At 61.1% G+C, this 19,315-nt stretch carries 9 protein-coding genes; 1 reads left to right on the forward strand and 8 read right to left on the reverse strand.

Going from position 1 to position 19,315, the window contains the following annotated elements; all coding sequences use genetic code 11:
• Window positions 1-120: 120 nt before the first annotated feature.
• The 5 genes from MOK15_RS17720 to MOK15_RS17740 all read right to left on the reverse strand — a co-directional run bounded on the left by MOK15_RS17720 (window position 121) and on the right by MOK15_RS17740 (window position 10,710).
• Window positions 121-2,919, reverse strand: coding sequence for a TonB-dependent receptor (locus MOK15_RS17720; RefSeq protein ID WP_242933043.1), 2,799 nt, complete (start codon window positions 2,917-2,919; stop codon window positions 121-123).
• A gap of 351 nt (window positions 2,920-3,270) precedes the next feature.
• Window positions 3,271-4,602: an oligogalacturonate lyase family protein gene (locus MOK15_RS17725; protein ID WP_242933044.1), complete on the reverse strand. Its 1,332-nt coding sequence runs from the start codon at window positions 4,600-4,602 to the stop codon at window positions 3,271-3,273.
• A gap of 15 nt (window positions 4,603-4,617) precedes the next feature.
• Complete coding sequence (locus MOK15_RS17730) at window positions 4,618-7,320, reverse strand: Tat pathway signal sequence domain protein (RefSeq protein ID WP_242933045.1); 2,703 nt, start codon at window positions 7,318-7,320, stop codon at window positions 4,618-4,620.
• A 22-nt stretch (window positions 7,321-7,342) separates the two neighbouring features.
• On the reverse strand, window positions 7,343-8,029 hold the full coding sequence (locus tag MOK15_RS17735; protein ID WP_242933046.1) for a DUF6250 domain-containing protein: 687 nt from the start codon (window positions 8,027-8,029) through the stop codon (window positions 7,343-7,345).
• A 5-nt stretch (window positions 8,030-8,034) separates the two neighbouring features.
• A complete protein-coding gene (locus tag MOK15_RS17740) occupies window positions 8,035-10,710 on the reverse strand; it encodes a TonB-dependent receptor (protein WP_242933047.1) in 2,676 nt (891 codons plus the stop codon).
• A 377-nt stretch (window positions 10,711-11,087) separates the two neighbouring features.
• On the opposite strand from MOK15_RS17740, the gene katG reads away from it, so the two are divergent.
• Window positions 11,088-13,289, forward strand: coding sequence for a catalase/peroxidase HPI (gene katG, locus MOK15_RS17745; RefSeq protein WP_242933048.1), 2,202 nt, complete (start codon window positions 11,088-11,090; stop codon window positions 13,287-13,289).
• Window positions 13,290-13,335: 46 nt separating this feature from the next.
• Here katG and MOK15_RS17750 read toward each other — a convergent pair whose 3' ends face one another.
• The 3 genes from MOK15_RS17750 to MOK15_RS17760 form a co-directional block, all read right to left on the reverse strand.
• Window positions 13,336-16,293, reverse strand: coding sequence for an amidohydrolase family protein (locus MOK15_RS17750; protein WP_242933049.1), 2,958 nt, complete (start codon window positions 16,291-16,293; stop codon window positions 13,336-13,338).
• A 260-nt stretch (window positions 16,294-16,553) separates the two neighbouring features.
• Window positions 16,554-17,186, reverse strand: coding sequence for a DUF4198 domain-containing protein (locus tag MOK15_RS17755; RefSeq protein ID WP_242933050.1), 633 nt, complete (start codon window positions 17,184-17,186; stop codon window positions 16,554-16,556).
• A gap of 15 nt (window positions 17,187-17,201) precedes the next feature.
• Window positions 17,202-19,277 (reverse strand): TonB-dependent siderophore receptor, encoded by a 2,076-nt coding sequence (locus MOK15_RS17760; protein WP_242933051.1) that lies wholly within the window; start codon window positions 19,275-19,277, stop codon window positions 17,202-17,204.
• Window positions 19,278-19,315: the final 38 nt, after the last annotated feature.

A 19,315-nucleotide genomic window follows, 5' to 3' on the forward strand; every position in this document is an offset into this window, starting at 1 on the left:
ACGCAACCCGGCCCGCATCGGAAGGATGCGGGCCGAAGCGTGGAACCGGCGAACGGCTCAAAGCCGGTGCAAGGAATGCCGGTTCGGTTCGGCCGGGCGTATCGGCGCCCAGCGAACGATTTAGAACTTCACCGATGCGTTCACGAAGAAGGCGCGGCCATAGACGTCATAGGTCGATGGATAGGTGTTGGCCTGTTCCTGATTGTCGCCCATGATCGGCGGTTTCTTGTTGAAGACATTGTTCATGCCGATCGACCAGCCGAACTTCTCGGTCGGCTGCACCTGCAGCGCCAGATCGAACAGATTATAGGCCTTGATCTTCTCCACGCTGTAGGTGGTCGTGTCGTCGTCATCGCGAACGCTCGACAGATAACGATGCGTCACGCCCAGCGTGATCGGCCCGCTGTTCCAGGTGATGCGGTTGTTGAGCCGCACTTTGGAATAGGGGTTGCCGCAATAGACGCCGAACTTGCCCGCACAGCTCTGGTTGAGGTCGGGGATCGCCGCAACCGGGTTCAGATCATAGCGGATCAGGCGGGTGCCCGCGACGCGGAAGCTGAGCTTGCCCGTCTTGGCGCCGAAGACGCCGAAGTTGAGCGGCACGCTGTAATTCGCTTCGAAATCGACGCCAGCGGTCTTCAGGCCACCGGTATTGGACAGAAGATTCTCCGCACCCTCGATCGCGTAGCTGTTCGCGTTGCGCGGCAGCAGGGAGCAATAGCTGCTGTCATAGGGGGTCCAGCCATTGGCGGCCGTGCCGTAGCAGGCGGCGATGATGTTCGCGGTGCCGGGCGTCGAGATATAGTTGTCGATCTTGATATGATAATAATCGACCGTCATCGTGAAGCGCGGCAGGAAACTGGGCTGCAACACCACGCCCGCCGTCCAGGTATCCGACTTTTCCTCGCGCAGGTCCGGGTTTCCGCCGGTGACGGAATCGATCTGCGAACTGCCGCCATTGATCGCGGTGCCAAGCGCGCTGGCCGAGATACCGGTGGCGAGGCAGCTTGCGTTGAGGTTGGCGTTGCTGACCGCATCCGCCAGTTCACACGGATCACTCCCCGCCGGGAAATCCTGGGCTTGTCCCGAATAGAGATCATAGACCGTTGGCGCACGCACGGCGCGGCTATACTGACCGCGGAAAGTGACGTCTTTCACCGGCGCATAGACCAGACCGGCCGAGAAGGTGCTGACATTCTTCGCCGCGGTCGAATAATGCGAATAGCGATAGGCGCCGTTCGCTTCGAGCTTGTGGACGAATGGCAGGTCGGCAAGCAGCGGCACATCGATTTCGGCGAACAGCTCCTTGACATTGTACCCGCCCGACAAGCCTTCGCTGGCGTTGAAGCCGACGACATCGCCTGACGCCAGCGCATAGTCGGGATCATAGCTGCCACGTTCGGACCGATATTCCGCGCCGATGGCGATGCCCGCCGGCCCGGCGCCCAGATCGAACAGATTGCCGTTGGTGATCGCCAGGCTCGCCACCTGTTCGGTGATGGTGCTGACATTCTTCACCGGGATGGAAATGAAATCGACCGCTTGCTGGCTGATATTGCCCGCACCGAAGATATTGATCGGTACGCAGCCATTGCTGGTATCGGAGCAGGCCAGATTGCCGTCACTGTCATAGACGGTCTTGAGCGCCTGCTCGACGCGGCTGCGCGACACGTTGCCGGTCTGGGTTTCGACCTGCTTGGTGCGCGAATAGCTGTAATAGCCGTCATAATTCCAGTCGCCGCCAATCTGTCCCTTGGCGCCGATCAGGGCACGATAGGCGGTATTGTCGACACTGGAGATGCGCGGCCCTACCTCGCTCAGGCGGCGATAGATGGCGGCGGTGGTGTAACCATCGCCATCGGTGTCGGCCGCTGCCAACAGAGCCTGCGAGTCCGCCGAAAGGAAGGAAGAATCGACGTCGAGCGACACCGATCCGGTGAAGGGCGTAGGCGCCAGGCGGTTCTGCACCCGATTGTTGATGAACTGTCCTTCGGCATAGACGGTCAGATGGTCATCGACCTCATAATGGGTCTGCGCGCTCATCAGGATACGCTTCTGGGGCACCTGCAGATAATTGTCCGGCGCATAATTATAGGCGTCGGCGGCTGAATTATAGGCCGAATAGCTGCCGTCCTGATTGAACTTATATTGATTACCGGACAGGGCGAAGCGGGTGCCCGGGATGGAGCCGGAGCCGCCCGCCGCCAAACCGCCCTCACCATCGTCGGTATAGGTCTGCTTGGTGTAGCTGCGCGAACCCTGCAATACGCCGTCGCGCTTGGTATAGTCGATATAGAATGTCGCATTGCCACGCCCATCAGCGAAATTGCCGCCGATCAGCAGATTGGTGTTGAAGGTGCCGCCATCGCCAGCCTGGTTAATGCGATAGTTGGCGTTCGCTTCGACGCCCGAAAAATCCTTCTTCATCACGAAGTTGATGACGCCCGCGATCGCATCCGATCCATAGACTGCGGAACGGCCGCCCGACACCACCTCGACATGGTCGATCAGGCCTGCCGGCACGGTGTTCAGATCGACGATCTGGTTGGAGTCGTAGGAAACATAGCGACGCCCGTCGACCAGCACCAATGTGCGATTGGGGCCAAAACCGCGCAGGTCGGCGGTCGACACGCCACCGCCCGGATTATTCGATGCGGCCGTCGTGCTGGGGATAAGCTGTGGCAGGTCGTTGATGATCGCCTCGACATTGACCTTGCCGCTCAGCTTCAGTTCCTGGGCGCTGACGATCGCGATGGGCGATGCCTGTTGCAGGTCGGGCCGGGCGATGCGCGATCCGGTGACGACAATCGTGTCCTCGCTGCCCGCGTCATCCTTCGCCGTCTGCGCAAAGGCCGGCGTCGTCAGGCCGAGCAGGATCGTCGACGCCAGAAGGCGCCGGCAGAATTGAGCCGATGTCATGATATGCTCCCTTCGAATTCGCTCTATGCGACCCGTGCAGATTGTGTGGTCGTCTGCATCGAGTTGGTGTGGCGATTTGCCGGGAGAGCGAGCGGATCGTCAATGTTTCACATCTGTTAAACGACAGCTTTTCCGCATCTGTGACTTTAAAAATACACTTATTTCAGAAGGTTACAGAACATATCGCAACATTGCGTCATATTGGAAATGTTACGCTGCATTGCGCCCGCCGCTACCGGCCTGCGCCCCTGCGAGTCCCCCGATATTGGGTGAATTACGCGCAGCACCAGTCATCACCCGCACAAGGTCCGACTTGCACGGGCACTGATGGCAATGACTAAATTGTGACGCCTATTGCGGCGCGATGGCCGACCGCGCGACGCGCACGGCATAGACCTGATTGCTGCCGTCCATGTTCGAACGGAAGATCATCCACTGGCCATCCGGCGTGAAGGTGATGTTCGGCTCCAGCCGATAGTCATGACGACGCATATCGACGACCTTTTCCGCATCCAGCGTGCCAGGCGCGATCAAGTCGGCTGCATTGTCGGCATGAATGCCCGCCACGTCCGGAATCGCCTTGGGCGTGAACAGGTAGAGATATTTGCCGTCCGGCGCATGGGCGACCATCTCGCTATCGCCGCCGTCGCCCGAAAAACGCTGAAGATCAGGAGTTTGGTTATAATGGACCGACCACATGTTGCGATCGACATGATACCAGGTCCGCCGTCCAGTCGCCAGTTCATAGCCCGCCAGCCAGAACACTTCGCCGCGCGGCGTCTGAAGATCGTACCAGATCCACTTGCCATCGGGCGAGAAGAACTCATGCCCGGCAATCTCCATGTTCATGGTGCGCTTGTGAATCTGCTGCTTGCCGGTCCCGTCGGTGCGGATGGTCCAGATACGGTCGACCTTGTGCCACGGCCCTTCATGGCAATACATGATGAGGCCGGGATCGGTCGGCGAGAACTGGACATGGTTCAGCCAGTCGGTCGAGGCCACCACGACCTTTCGTTCGCCGGTGCGAATGTCGATGGTGAATATCTCCATCGGAATCTTCGCTTCCAGCCGTTCGTTGAGGCGCACCTCTTTCGCTTCGGCGAAACTGAGCGGTTTGCCGTCCGGTCCCAGGGCGGCATAGTTAGCCTGGCCAAATTGCTGCTTGATTTCGGGCTGCTTCCCCTTTTGCGTGCCGTCGGGCTGGAGCGGCTTGTCACTCGCTGCCCATTGGCCGAGCAGCAGCGTTTCGTCGGCATTGATCGACCCGATCGATCCCTTCGCCACGGTGGCGATGCTGCGGACCTTGCCGCTGTCGATGTCCGCAGCGAAAATGGTCATCGCGCCTGCCCCATCGTCGCGTCGGCGGCTGGCATAATAGGCGCTGCGCGTCTTGCGACCGGTGAAGAGCAGTTGCAGGTTCGCGCCCTTGACCAGCGGCTTGATGCTCCAATCGGCCAGGGTCACGACGCTGATCCCTTCGGGCGTCGAGATGACCATCTTGTCGCCTTGCGGCGTATAGCTGTTCTGGTGAAAATAGAGGCTGGCTGCGCTGCCGGGCTGGTCGGTGATCTGGACGATCTCATGCCCCGTCAGCGCATCGGTCCATTGCTTCACTGGCCTGGCCGCCCCCGTGCCGCCCCAGGCCAGCGCCAGCAACGCCAGAACCGAAATGCCGCTCTTCATCCTCTTATCCTCTCTTCAATCCTGCGCCGGCACCGCATCGGGGATGAGCGCCAGATTTTCGATCGCGGCGAGTCCCCATTGGGCCGCTGCATTGGTGGAGACATGGGGCCATTCGACCGTCGGGGCGATGACCTTCGCTCCCGTCAGCGTCACGCGCGGATCGCCCTGCGACAGACCCAGGCCCGCATCCCCGGAAAGAAACTCCGTCCAGGCCCGACGCGCCAGTGTCGCGTCACCGGTTTCATGGGCAAGATAGGCGGTAAGGCGCGAATGGCCTTCGCGCAGATTGCGTCCCCTATACGGCTCATGGAACGCAGCCTCCCACTCCGCTTTGGGCGCATTGAACCAGCGGCAATAATCGAGCCATGCCTTGCGATAATGCGGCAGCTCGATCAATTGAAGCAGTTCCACATTGACCTCCAGCGCCCCGAACACGGCGTTAAGGTGGGAAATGCCGATCTTGTCCCCTTCCCCAAGGAAGCGACCGGTCGCCAGATCATAGGGCGCGCCGCCCGCCAGCCAGCCCCGTTTCAAACGGCCGATGCTGTCCATGCCGTTAGCCAGCCGATCGCGCCATTTTTTGTCGCCAGTCCGCTCCCACTCCGTCAGCCAGGCCGACGCGACCGAACACCACATGGTGCCGAAACTGAAATCGATGATGCCTTCGGACAGCGGCTTGCGCTCGGCGCCCGGCACCTTGCGGCCGATCTCGACATGGCGCAGCGCCTGATCGGATGTGAGCAAGTCGCGCATCAGGTCACCGACCCGTTCATCAGCGGTCAAATAATAGAAGATCCGCCGGTAGATGGCATTGCTGACGCGGGGTTGCTTGCTACTGTCGCTCCAATGCTGAACGCCATGGCGGGTGCCCAGTCCCTTGAAGCGACCGAGATGATAGACATCGACTTCGCCAGTATGGCGGGTCATCGCTTCGGCGAAACGGAACAGCTTAGGATCACCCGATCGCAGCACCGTCAGCCAGAGCCAAAGGTCGGGCGACAATTCGCTATTGTCCCAGGCATAACCGCCAATGTCATAGCGCCACTGATGCCGGTCGCTGTCATAGGTGTGCATGACATCGCCATGGTTCCAGAAACCATACCAGCGGCGGCGATCGACCTCGCCCTCGTAGAAAGCGGCAAGATTGCTGATCTGGTCCTCGATCCGCGCCTTCATCGGCGAGGAGCGATCGGGCAGGCCCCAAGGACCGAAGACGCCCGCCGCATGGATGCGTTCGGGCGTCGCCATCAATTGCGGCGGCACCGCATTGGCCTGCGCCATGGCGGAAAGCCGCTCGGCTTCCGGCGTGGCGGCGCAGGCCCAGAGCGTCAGTTCGCTGGTGCGGGCGACACCCGTCGCGCTGTCCCAACCGGGTTCATAATCCTCATAGGTAATGGCCAGCCCTTCATTTTGGGCGTCATAACCCTCCATCCCCAGCACGCCGCGATAAGGGCGCATGTCCATGGGCTTGGCATCGGGCGACCAGAGCCAGAGGCTGAGCGCCGCTTCATCCGTTGCCGCGCCGCGAATATCGATCTGCGCGGGGTGACGCTGCCAGAAATAGCGGGCTGCCATCGCAATACCGCCCACGGGCGATCCGACATAGCCCAACCCTAACGCACGGGTTCCCGCAGTGGAATCGACCCAGGCATGGCCCGGCTCGGTGCGCTTGGCGATCGAAAAACCGTCAGCCGTCAATTGACTGAGCGTGAAGTCACTCCAGGTCGGGATGCGATCGAGCAGCGGGCGGACACCGGCTGCGATGCTCTCCAGCGCAACCGCCTTGCCGGCGATCTGCGCACCCCGCACCGCCGCACCGGGATCGCGCCGCAGGCCGGTGAGCGGCCGCACGGCTTCGGAAAAGAGGCTGCCCGCAGCCGTGGCAAGACGGACATGGCGGTCATGCGGCGCACCAGCCATCGGCACTGCGGCGCTCAGGCCAATGCTGCTGACAAAATCCCTGGCCGGATCGCCGTCAAAGATGAAGCTGTGAACGATGCGGAGATGATCGCCCCCGGCATAAGCGTAGAGACGCAGGGTGAAGGGCAATAGCGCCCGCCCTTCCCCTTCATGTACGCCCTCCAGCTTGACGACGGCGCGGACTGGCCCCTTCTGTTCGACCGTCAGCCCGTCGATCCGACCGGTGAAGAGGGTGCGGCGGCCATTCTCTGGCGCATCATCGACGCTGGCTACAAGAGACAGCGCACCCATCACCTGCCGATCGCCGGACCAGGCGCCAGTGATGATGGCATTGCCCTTGCGCGGGATGCGCCAACGGGTCGTACCGCTGACGATCTCGACCTCATTTGCATTTTCGCGCAGCAACACGGGCATTGCAGGCGCCTGCGGTTTGCCTGGCACAACCTCCAGACCAGAAGGTTGGGCTATCCCCGCTGGTAGCGCATGAGCAGACCATTTAAGCGAACCGTCGGGCCAGGTCGCCAGCGGCCAATGTTGCGAGGCGAGCGGCATGCCGTCCGTCGCGCGCAGGCTGAGCGGCGCATTGGCGCGTACCGCGCCACGCGGCCAAGGCACGCCAAAGGTCTGCCCCAGGCTCAGCGAAGGTGCGTCTCCATCGATCCAACGCGCCGGCGTCCGCGGCACAGCGCCAACAGGCCGAGTTGCAGCCAAGGCCCCAGGCGGCAATATCATGGCCGCGCCGCCCAAAAGGCCAAGGCGCAGCATATCCCGCCGCCCTATCGTCAGATGCTCGTTCATGCCCCTTCCTTTGCTTTCCGGCCTACACCCGACTGATAGAAAAATTGCGTAGCTGGATATGGCTCTGCGTCGTCCGCACACCAAAATGGCCGCGTCGATAGGGATCATCATCGCTCATGCTGAACAGCGGCGCGCCGTCGCGCTCCACCGCAATCCGCTGACCATTCGCGATCAGGCGCAAGCGGAACCAGCGATTGGGCACCAGCATGTCCGCCTTGGCCAGCCGGTCATGTTCGGGCAGCAATGGGCGCTCACCGGCCTTGCCGACATAGCGGCGCATCCGCGTGGTCGTGTTGCGGTTGCCCCCTATGCCCACATAATAGGTGCGCAGCGTGTCATATTCCTCAAACACACCGCTGCGGCGGGTCGCCAGAACCGAACCCTTAGACGCGACGGGATCGGTCGCCATCCAGAAGGCATTGACGTCGCTGACTTCATCATCGGGGCCACCCTGCGCTACCGCCCGAACCTCATAATCGATCGCAACCGGACCGATCAGTTCGGGCAGGAACCACAGGGTAAGGCCGGCGGGCGTATCGATGTCGAGCACGCCGCCCGCCGCCTGCACCCGCGCCTCCCCCGCCGCTTCGATCCGCCATTGCTTGAGGCCGTGGCGGAAATCGTCGCGATGAAGGATGCGACCGGGCGCCCGTGCCGCGACCGGCAGAGCGGTCAGCGCGGCGAGCAGCGCCCGGCGATTCAATCCCATCGGGATCACAGCTTCAGGCGAACGCCGCCATAGACCCTGCGGCCGAAGGTTTCGATGATGGTGCGACGGTACACGCTGTTCGCATTCTCCTTGCGCGTGGCATCAAGCAGGTTCACGCCTTCGAGGAAAAAGGCCACGCCCGGCATCAGCGTGATATTGAGCGAGGCGTCCAACTGGCCATAGGCTTCGCCAAACTCAGGATTGTTGCCGCGACCCTGCGCCACGATCAGATATTTGGACCGCCAATTATAGGCGCCGCGCAGGCTGACGACATCATCCTCATAATAGGCCGAGATATTGTAGGCGTTACGCGACAGACCCTGGAAGGGCAGGGATTCGCCTGTGAACACATCCTTCCCTTCATAGCCGCTATCCTTCGAATAGGTGTAGTTGGCGATAATGCCCATCTGCTTGAGGACCGGCACACTGATAAAGTCGAACGCCAGTTGCGCGCCCGCCTCGACACCGTTGATCGTCACCTTCTGCGAGCCGTTGGTGGGTACGGTGATATTATAAACCGTTTGATCGGGGGCAACATAGCGTTCGGTCGTATTCTGGATGAACGAGCTGATTTCCTTGCGGAAATAGGTCACAGACGCAAAGCTGGTCTTGTTGATATAATATTCCAGCCCCGCATCATATTGACGGGCGCGGAAAGGCTGGAGCGACGGATTGCCGCGCGATCCGGACAGGCCCACGACATCCAGTGTGAAGCGCGGCGCCAGTTGCTGCGGCAGCGGACGGGCCATCACTTCGGTTGCCGTGGCGCGTGCCATCAGCTTGTTGGGGATCAGTTCCGCCTTCAGGTTGATCGACGGCAGGAATTCGGTGTTGTCGCTATCGTAGGAAACCGGCGAGATGACCCCGCCAGCGCTCAGATAGCCCGACGTGTTCACCTTGGTATTGACCACGCGCGCGCCGATGACACCGCTGACGGGAACCGGGCCGACATCAACAGCGAAGGCAGCCTGCGCATAGCCGGCGATGTTGCGCTCACCCACGCGCCAGGTGTCGGTGAACACTTGTGCGTCGAAGGGATCGGGCACGCCCACAGCATCGGCAACGCCCTGCGTCATGTTGAGCCAGCCATTATAATCGCCGGTAAAACCCAGATCGCCCGTATTGAAGAAGGGCGAGGTGCCCAGCGCCGCATTGGTGCCAACGATGCTGTCGATCCGCGCCTGAACCGCCGGATCACTGAAGCCGTTAAGCACGGTCGACCTATTGTAGAAGCGACTTTTCACCACCAGGTCGCGATACTGGCCGCCAATCTTGTATGATGTGAACGGACCGCCATCAGGTTTATATTCCGCGTCCAGCTTACCCATCTTCTCGGTCTGGTCGTCATAGCGCGGACGGCGCAGCACGGTGAGCTGGTTGATGCCGGCCGTGGTGGTGGGATTATTGGGCAGGATGATCTGCGGTGCATTCTGGCCGTTACGATAATCAACAATCAGGCTGTCCATGCCGGTGACAGCCGCCGTGGCGTTAATCTCGTTATTATAGGCCTTCGCCTTGGACAGCGAGATTTTTGGGGTCAGCGTCAGTTTGCCGGTGGTCCAATCAGCGCCCAGCGCGATATTATATGTGGTTCGCCGGATATCGCCCAATATATTGCGATAGGATACGCCGAGTTGCTGGGTTTGTGGCTTCGACTCATTATTGGTCATAACCAGATATTGGACGGTATTGTCCGGACCAATGATCGTATTGGCAGTGTCCACTATACCGCCACTGGTGCCGGTTTGCAGATATTGCGACGTTACCGATTGGTTCGACCGGGTCCAGTTGCTCTCTATATAAGCCTTGAAGTCGTCGCTGGGTCGCCATTCGAGGATGCCGTTCAGCGCATAACGACGGGTTTCGAGCCGGTTTATGACATAGCGCGGGATGTCGGGGAAGAAATCGCCCATGCCGTCATTGTTCAGGTCATAAACTGTTCCGCTTGCATCCTTGAGCTGCACCCAACCGGTGGTGCGTGCCTGATGGCTTTCGACATTACGGTTCTCGAACGTACCCGACACCAGAATACCCAGCGTGCCGTTGGCGAAAGTATCGCTCCCGATGACGGCGAGGCGCGGGTCCATATGGTCGCCGATGTCGGCATAGATAGCCTGGGCGGAACCCGCCAGATAGGGCTTGCCCCCATTGTCGAACGGACGACGTGTGATGACGCGCACCGTGCCGCCCACGCCGCCTTCGGTCATGTCTGCGGTCGCGGACTTCACCACTTCCAGGCGGTTGACGAATTCAGAGGGTAGATCGCGAAAATCCACGTCGCGGCCGCCACCGACGGTGGTTGACAGCGCGGTGGTGCCGTTGATCTCAACGCGGTTCAGCGACGGATCAGCACCGCGAATGGTGACGCCCGACCCTTCACCGTCGGATCGCGTCAATTGCACACCGGTCACGCGCTGAAGCGCTTCGCCGACATTCTTGTCCGGAAACTTGCCGATATCCTCCGCGGAAATCGCGTCCAGCACCTGCGGCGCATTGCGCTTGGCATTGAGCGCCCCTTGAAGGCTGCTGCGAATGCCCGTCACGACGATGTCCGCTGTGTCGGCATCTGCCTCTTGCGACCTCTGCGGCAGCGCGACGTCCTGCGCCAATGCTGCGAGCGGCATCACAGCCACCAGCGCCGCATAAGAAATTGAGGCCAGTTTCACATGTCGCAACCGCACCAGATATCCTCCCTTTTACCAATATTCCACATATTGAACTTCAATTGCGTTATTTGGAAAAAACTGCCCCACTTTGTCAAGGCACTGTTTCTTCACGCGGCCAGAATGAGCCTGATGCACGACGAAAGGATTCGCATCGATCGACATAACAACTTGAAAATATGATATTTTCTAAAGCCTGCGTGAGGCGATCGGCCGGATGCCATCGATGCTCCCATTGCCGAGGATGCGGCGAGTCGCATTCAAATGACGTCGCCGGTTCAATGGCTCCCCTTGTAACTGTCAGCGGATTTTCCAATTTCCGGAGCAGCGGGATGCGGGCCTATAAGTTCCCGGCGGCCGGAGGGTAGCGGCTGACCAATGAGAGGAGTCGATCCATGGACGCGAAGACGAGCGGAAGTCCCCTGAACGACCCGGCCAAGGAGCCGGTGGCGCTGAGAACCCTGCTAGGAAGAACCAATCGGGACTGGTGGCCCAACCAGCTATCGCTGGATATTCTCCACCAGCATGGCCGCACCGGTGATCCGCTGGGTGACAGCTTCGATTATGCAAAGGAATTCAACAGCCTTGATCTCGCCGCTGTAAAGCGGGATCTGACAGCGCTCATGACCGACAGCCAGTCCTGGTGGCCGGCCGACTATGGCCATTATGGCCCCTTCTTCATCCGCATGGCTTGGCACTCCGCTGGCACCTACCGCACCGGCGACGGACGCGGCGGCGCATCATCGGGCACGCAACGCTTCGCTCCCCTCAATAGCTGGCCGGACAATGCCAATCTCGACAAAGCGCGCCGCCTGCTCTGGCCGGTCAAGCAGAAATATGGCCGTAAACTGAGTTGGGCGGACCTAATGATCCTGGCCGGCAATGTCGCGATCGAATCGATGGGTGGCCCGGTCTTTGGCTTCGGTGGCGGACGCGAGGATGTGTTCGAGCCGGAAAAAGACATCTATTGGGGCACGGAAGAGTATTGGGTCGGCCAGGAAGGCAATGAAACCCGCATCCAGCCCGAAAAGAATATGGTGTTGGAAAGCCCACTGGCGGCGATCCAGATGGGTCTGATCTACGTCAATCCCGAAGGCCCCGGCGGCAAGCCCAACCCGCTCGAATCCGCGCGCGACATTCGCGAGACGTTCAGCCGCATGGCGATGAATGATGAAGAGACGCTGGCGCTGACTGCGGGGGGTCATACCTTCGGCAAGTGCCATGGTGCGGGCGATGCGTCCAAAGTCGGTGCAGACCCCGAAGGCGCGGACATCGCGCAGCAAGGGCTAGGCTGGCAAAGCGGTCATGAAAGCGGCTTTGGCGACCATACCATTACCAGCGGGATCGAAGGTTCCTGGACGCCAACGCCAATCCAATGGTCGATGAACTTTTTCCGCATGTTGCTCGACTATGACTATGAGCTGGTGAAGAGTCCGGCCGGCGCCTGGCAGTGGCGCCCCAAGGATCAGAAGCCCGAAGATATGGCGCCGGGCGCCCATAGCCCCGACAGGCGCGTGCCAACCATGATGACGACGGCCGATATGGCGTTCAAGGAGGACCCCACTTATCGGGCGATCGCCGATCGCTTCTACAAGAATCCCGACCAGTTCGCCGATGCCTTCGCCCGCGCCTGGTTCAAGCTGACCCATCGCGACATGGGGCCGAAGGTCCGCTATCTCGGCCCGGAAGTTCCGGCGGAAGATCTGATCTGGCAGGATCCGATTCCTGCAGGCCAGACATTGAGCGACACGGATATCGTGGCGCTCAAGGACAAGATCGCGGCCAGCGGCCTCAGCGTCAGCCAGTTGGTCAAGACGGCCTGGGCCTCCGCCGTCACCTATCGCGATTCCGACAAGCGCGGTGGCGCCAATGGCGCGCGCCTCCGCCTGGCGCCACAGAAGGACTGGGACGTCAACGAACCGGCGGAACTGGCCAGGGTGCTGACTATCTATGAAGGCATCAAGGCGGAGTTTGGCGGCAAGGTGAGCATCGCCGACCTGATCGTGCTGGGCGGCAATGTCGGTGTCGAGAAAGCAGCAAAGGCGGCGGGTCATAATATCGCCGTCCCCTTCGCTTCCGGGCGCGGCGACGCCACCGACGCGCAGACCGATGTCGAAAGCTTCGAGCCGCTCGAACCACGGGCCGACGGCTTCCGCAACTATCTACAGGTCCGCTTCAACGTACCGACCGAGGAACTGCTGGTCGATCGTGCGCAGTTGCTGGGCCTCAGCGCGCCGGAGATGACTGTGCTGGTAGGCGGACTGCGTGTGCTGGGCGCCAACCATGGTGGTTCGCCCCATGGCGTGTTCACCGACCGGCCGGGGCAGTTGACCAACGACTTCTTCGTCAACCTGCTCGATATGCGCACGGCGTGGAAGGAGGTCAGCGATCGGGGCGACGAGGTGTTTGTCGGCACCGACCGGGCGACCGACAAGGAGAAGTGGACGGCTACGCGCACCGATTTGGCGTTCGGGTCCAATTCGCAGCTCCGCGCCCTGTCGGAAGTCTATGCCGCAGCGGATGCGGGCGACACATTCGTCGCCGATTTCGTCAAGGCCTGGACCAAGGTCATGAACGCCGACCGTTTCGACCTGTGATATCGATGATCGCCGCCGGGGCACCCATCCCGGCGGCGATCGCCTTTTACATGGCCACGTCGCCGATCAGCTCCCCGACATCGTGGCTGACACCGTTCGCCACCACCTTCCGCACCTTGAACGTATTGGCGATATTCTCGCGCGGATCGCCGTCCAGCAGGACGATGTCGGCGAGCTTGCCTGCCTCCAGCGTTCCCGCCTCCAGGTTCAGCGCCCTGGCCGAATTGACCGTCGCGGTCTGGAGCGCCTGGAAGGGCGTCAGGCCCGCATCGACATAGGAGGCGATCTCCGCATGGAGATTGGTGGCGATCATCGTGTCGGTGCCCGCCACGACCCATGTACCGGCGTCATACATCTTCTTGAGGCTAATCAGCCCACCGGCCAGAAGCGGCCGGGTGAAGACCGCCATGGGATCATTGTTCCCGGTGACGGTTTCCTGCGCCCAACCGGGATAGAGTTTCACGCGCGGGTCGCTGCGATAGTCGGGATTCTTTTCCAGATAGCCGGTCAACGCGCCGAAATTGGTTGGGGTGAGCGTGCGGCCGCTGCGCCCGAATAGCTGGATCACATCCTCATAGGCCATGCCGCCCGGCCCCTGCTTGGGCGAATAGCCGCGCCGGCTGGTCGCGCCCATATGCTCGGTGCCGTCGACGCCGGTATAGGCGGCGGGAAAGATTTCGTGGCCCGATACCGGTATGCCCATGGCGTGCGCCGCCTCCACGATCCGGCGCTGATAGAGGTCGGGCATACGGACATAGCTTTTGACGATGTCATATTTGAGCGACCGCGCCCGATCCAGCTCCCGCTCCAGATGCGCCGGACTGGAAACGGCGATACCCATCTTGTAGTAGACGCGCTGCCATTCGAGCAGCGGCCCGCCGACATAGAGGCGCGGGCTGAGCCGCACACCCGCTTCGGCCGCCTCGCGATCCTCGACCGCGTCATAGACCTGGGTGCCGGGGTCGCGAACCGTGGTGATGCCATAGGCGAGCCAGGCTTTTTCCAGGTTAGACCCGAAATCCTTCTGAACGTGCGAGTGGAACTCGATCAGCCCCGGAATGGCGGTGAGGCCCGTCCCGTCCACGAACTTGCCGGTGCCGTGCAGCGCCGGATCATGATCGCGTATCGCGGTGATGCGGTTGCCGTCGATGACGATGTCCTTGTCATGCTGAGTCGTGTCGGTGACGGAATCGACCAGATTGCTGACATGGATGATGGTGCGGCCGCTGGGCTTGGCGAGGCGATAGCTGAGATCGATCGGTACGTCGGAAACGACGCCGGTCTCGACATTGATCGTCTTCAGCCTGTCGTTCGACTGGTAGAGGATTGTGCCCGAATCCGCGGTCCAAGTCGGATAGAAGGCTGTGTCGACGGTATAGCTGCGCACTGGTCCCAGCGGCTTGGCATCCTTGTCCACTGGCCAGATTTTCAGCAGACCTTCATAGATGCCCGCCATCTTGGTGCCATCAGGCGACCAGGCCGGGCCGCTGCCGCTGCGCGTGTCGAGCGACATGTTCGGTTCGGGTAGCTGCCAGAAGGGTTCACCCTTGCCATCCGCCGGGATCACATAGACCTGGTTCGTCCCCTCACGGAAACTGTTGGAATATTTGTAGGACAGGCTGATCGCGACATATTTGCCGTCGGGCGACCAGCTTGGACTGCCGGGCTGGCCGAGTGAACCCTGGAGGCGCGTCACCTTGCCAGTGGCGACGTCGATCACGCAGACGCCCGCCACGCCCCAGCGGCCGTCCACATCGATGAAGGCGATACGTGTCCCGTCAGGGGACCAGGCCGCGCCCAGCGGCTGGGTATCCATATGGGTGAGTTGCCGGTCCTTGCCGGTCTTGAGATCCTTGATCCAGAGTTGCGGCAGGCCGCCGACCCGGTCGGAGCTGAAGACAATGCTCTGCCCGTCGGGCGACCAGGAAGGGTCGGCGTCGAGGGCGGCGTCCTTCGTCAGGTTTTCGGGCGTACCGCCCCTGGATGAGACGACATAGAGGTCGCCCAGGGCAACGAAAGCGATACGGCTGCCATCGGGGGAGATATGCGGATGGACGATGCCCAATGCCCTGCGCGGCTCGGTGGAATCCCAGTCGCGCTTGGCGCGGGTATAGACCGGATGCACCACCTCCAGCGTGGCGGCGAAATCGACGGTCGAGAGGGCGTTGCCGCTGCGACGTCGGATATTGCCGTCTGAGACATAATAATAGCCACCCTTCCCCCAGGAGACGCGGAAGGGGAAGACATTCTCCTTGCCGCTCACCGGCGTGCCGTCGATTTCCAGATGGCTGCCAGCATCATCCGCCACGACATAGGCCAGTTCACCGGACGGGCCGAAGGAAGGGGCGTCAGCCTTGCCCTTTACCTCCTTGAGCAGGCTTTCCTGACCAGTGGCGAGTATGGTGGCGTAGATCGCGCTCTTCGTCATTCCCTCCGCCCCCGAATAGGCGATGCGCGCGCCGTCGGGCGACCAACTGGGCAACCGGTCCTCACGCGGGTTGCTGCTGATCTGCTTCAACGCGCCGGTCCCGATGTCCAGCGTCCAGATGTCGTAATTGCCGCTGCGGTCAGAGGAGAAGGCGATCGTCTTGCCATCGGGCGAGAAGGTCGGGTCGCGATCGTCATAGGGGCCGTCGGTCAGCTTCTTCATGTCGCTGCCGTCGGGTTTGATCGTCCAAAGATCATAGCCGCCATCGCGATAGGCAAAATAAATGAGCCGCGATCCGTCCGGCGACCAGACCGGCTGGCGCGCATCGTTGAAATAGTCGGTGATCCGCTTCGCCTTGCCACCTTTGGCCGGGATGATCCAGAGGCTGCCCTGCAAATCAACCGCAAGCCATTTGCCGTCGGGCGAGACCGACACGGCCATGGAGGTGCCTTCATGGACATCGAAAGCGACAGGCGTTTCCCCACCGGGCGGTGGCAGGTTGGCGGGTTGAGCCAGAGCCTGTCCGCCGCTGCCGAGCATCAAGGCGAGCGCAAGGCGCTTGAACGATGACATCATGTCGGATGATCCCCTTTCCGTACCGGCTGCTGCATCGGCAGTTCGTAACCATTGGGAACGAAAGAGGGTATGAAATCCGCAAGTTGATTGATTGGGAAAGCGAAAGCGAACCGGGCGGAACCCTCTCCTCCCGTTTCAACGCATTCCCCTTAGCTTCGCATGTTTCCCGCTGATTTTGACATGATATTACGCCGCCGCGATCCTATCGGAAAGCGGCAGCGTGGAGCATAGCAGGGCACGTCCCGATAGGACAGCGCGGGTCAGTCGTTCGCGAAGCTGAGCGACGCCATGTGATAGATGGTCGCGACTTTCTGGCCGGCCAGGGTCAGGTCGCCCTTTTCCTCATGCGTTGCCGACAGGATGTAGCGGCCTTTTTCCCTGAGCGGCAGCGCCACCTTGCCCTGCGCGTCGGTGGTGAAGGCCTTGGACCATTTGTCGGGCGTGAAGACGGTCAGCTTCGCGTTCGCCACCGGCTTGCCGTCGCGGACCAGGGTAAAGCTGTCGGCACCGGGCGCGGTCGGCACGATCTCCAGCGGCAACACCGCCTTCGCCTCGGTCCGCCCCGCGCGGGCATAATAGATGACGCCCTCCTTCTTGCCGTCCTCACCCCAGGGTTCGAACACGCTGTCATCGGTCACGCGCACATCGCCTGCGGGCACGGCGACTTCGATATAGCCTGCCTTGCGAACCTGCGCAGCCTGCGAGGCCGGGACGAGGCGCGGCGCCTTGAGATGATCGAACTCAGGATCGCCACCTTCGGGCAGCACTTCGCCCGGTTCGCCCAGATAGATGCGTGCCGGACCGGCGCCATCGCGCTCGACCCAGATTTCATGCGCCTGCGCCAGCGAAGGCAGGCAGGCGAGCGCCAGCAGCGCGGAAGTCCATTTCATCATTATTCCTCTCCCTTGTCAGAAACGATAGCCGATGGTGCCCATCACGTTGCGCGGCGCGCCCATGAAACAGTCGCCGCGCGCCAGGCAGGACGCATAATATTTGTTGTTGAGAAGGTTGGTCGCGTTGAGCGCGAAACGCCAGCTCTGCCAATTGATCTCCGCCAGCGCGTCAACCGTGGTGCGCGACGGGGTGACGATCGACCAGAGGGCATTGGTCGATATGCTCTTGCCGCTATACACTACGCCGCCGCCGAGGCGAAGCTGGGCTTCGTCCGCGAGGCCAAAAGTCTTGGTCGACCAGATCGAGGCGGTATGACGCGGCATATAGTCGAGGCTGGTGTTCACCTCCGACTTGAGCTTGCTGTAGCCATAATTGGCCAGCAGTTCGAAATTGCCCGGCAGGGTATGGCTCGCCTCGATCTCGAAACCCTTGGTGGTCAACTCGCCCGACTGGGTCGTGGCGCTGCCAGCCAGATAGAGTACACGGTTACGTTCCTTGATGTGGAAGGCCGTGATCGTGACGAGCGTGCTGGGCGCAGGTTGCCACTTCACCCCTGTCTCGAACTGGGTGCCGGTCTGGGGCTTGTATGGATCGCCAATGCTGCCGTCGAGGTTTACGATGGAGCCGGCGACCGGCAGGAAGCTTTCGGTATAGCTGAAAAAGGGCGAGAAGCCCGCGCCGATTTCCCCGATGATGCCAGCGCGGAATGTGATGGCGTGATCGGTGCTGCCGGCCGAGGAAGTTACGCGGTCGCGGCGGGCCCCCAGAACGACCGAAACCCGGTCGAAGAAACGGATCTGATCCTGAACATAAACGCCAAGCTGTTTCTGCGAATCAATGTTGAAGGGGCCAGTCGGCTTGTAGGCCGCCAGCGCATCACGATCGATGTCGTAGAGATCGACGATCTCGGCAGCGCCGTAGGTTTCCTGCTTGGCGACCTTGTTCCAGCTATAGTCGAGGCCGACCAGCAATTTATGCTCGATATTCGCGCCGGTGTTGAAGGTAAACTGGAGATTATTGTCGGTCGAGAAGACGTTCATCCGCGCATTGGAGGCGCTGGAATAAAGGCCGATGGTACGGCCATCCGTACCATAGACGGAGAAGGGATCGATCGGATTGGTGTAGCTGTCGGCATAATGGGTGTTATATTCAAGGTCGCTGTCGATATAGCGGGCCTTGAGGCTCAATCGTACATTGTCCGAGAATTTATGGGTAATCGAACCGCCGCCCTGGAGTAAGCGGCCATTATAACGATCCCAGCCTGGCTTACCGACGAAAGTATAGGGATCAAGCTTGCCGGCCGGATAGGCGGTGTTCGGGCGGAAGGTGCCGACGATCGGCAGGAACTGCGAGGTCGATCCGGTTTCGTCCTTCTGGTAAAGGCCAGTCAGCACCACGTCCGTATCGGGCGTAGGCTGCCAGCGGATCGACGGGGCGAACATCCTGCGGTCGTCGGGGACATGGTCGACATAGGTGTCGGCATCGCGAACGCGGGCAACGAGCCGGACAGCCAGATTATCCGCCAGCGCGACGTTGACGTCACCCATGGCTTCCTTGCGATCATAGCTGCCATAGACGAGGTTCAGTTCGCCGCCTGTCTTGAATTCCGGAGTCTTGGAGACGAGGTTGACCAGGCCGCCGATCGACCCCTGACCGAAGAGCACCGATGCCGGGCCGCGCACGATTTCCACGCGAGAGAAATTATAGGGATCGGAGGTGATGCTGGCATAGTAACTGAAGATGTCGCGCATACCGTCGCGGAACTGCAGCGCGTCGATACCACGCACGATGAAGCCATCCACGCGGGTGTCGCGGCCATAGGGATTGGCAAGAACGCCGGCGGCATATTTGACCGTGTCGCTGATGCTGATCGCACCCTGCGAGATGAACTGATCCGATGTGATGACCTTGATCGGCTGCGGCAGTTCGATGAGCGGCGTTTCGGTCTTCGTGCCCGCATTGGCGGCGGTGACGATGATCTGGTCTTCGTCGCGCGGAGCGTCGGCAGCCGCAGCTTCCGCAGCCTGTACGGCTGGATGCCACAGCGCGATGAGTGCCGCTCCGCTCAGCGCCAAAACTCGGATATTCATGTCGTCCCCCTTTTGCGACTCGTTCGCGATCGCACCTA

This window comes from Sphingobium sp. BYY-5, assembly GCF_022758885.1.
Taxonomy (GTDB): Bacteria; Pseudomonadota; Alphaproteobacteria; order Sphingomonadales; family Sphingomonadaceae; genus Sphingobium.

Coding starts and splice junctions, on each gene's coding strand:
- MOK15_RS17720 (WP_242933043.1), bottom strand. CDS start 2,919: ATGACATCGGCTCAATTCTGCCGGCGCCTTCTGGCGTCGACGATCCTG.
- MOK15_RS17725 (WP_242933044.1), bottom strand. CDS start 4,602: ATGAAGAGCGGCATTTCGGTTCTGGCGTTGCTGGCGCTGGCCTGGGGC.
- MOK15_RS17730 (WP_242933045.1), bottom strand. CDS start 7,320: ATGAACGAGCATCTGACGATAGGGCGGCGGGATATGCTGCGCCTTGGC.
- MOK15_RS17735 (WP_242933046.1), bottom strand. CDS start 8,029: ATGGGATTGAATCGCCGGGCGCTGCTCGCCGCGCTGACCGCTCTGCCG.
- katG (WP_242933048.1), top strand. CDS start 11,088: ATGGACGCGAAGACGAGCGGAAGTCCCCTGAACGACCCGGCCAAGGAG.
- MOK15_RS17750 (WP_242933049.1), bottom strand. CDS start 16,293: ATGATGTCATCGTTCAAGCGCCTTGCGCTCGCCTTGATGCTCGGCAGC.
- MOK15_RS17755 (WP_242933050.1), bottom strand. CDS start 17,186: ATGATGAAATGGACTTCCGCGCTGCTGGCGCTCGCCTGCCTGCCTTCG.
- MOK15_RS17760 (WP_242933051.1), bottom strand. CDS start 19,277: ATGAATATCCGAGTTTTGGCGCTGAGCGGAGCGGCACTCATCGCGCTG.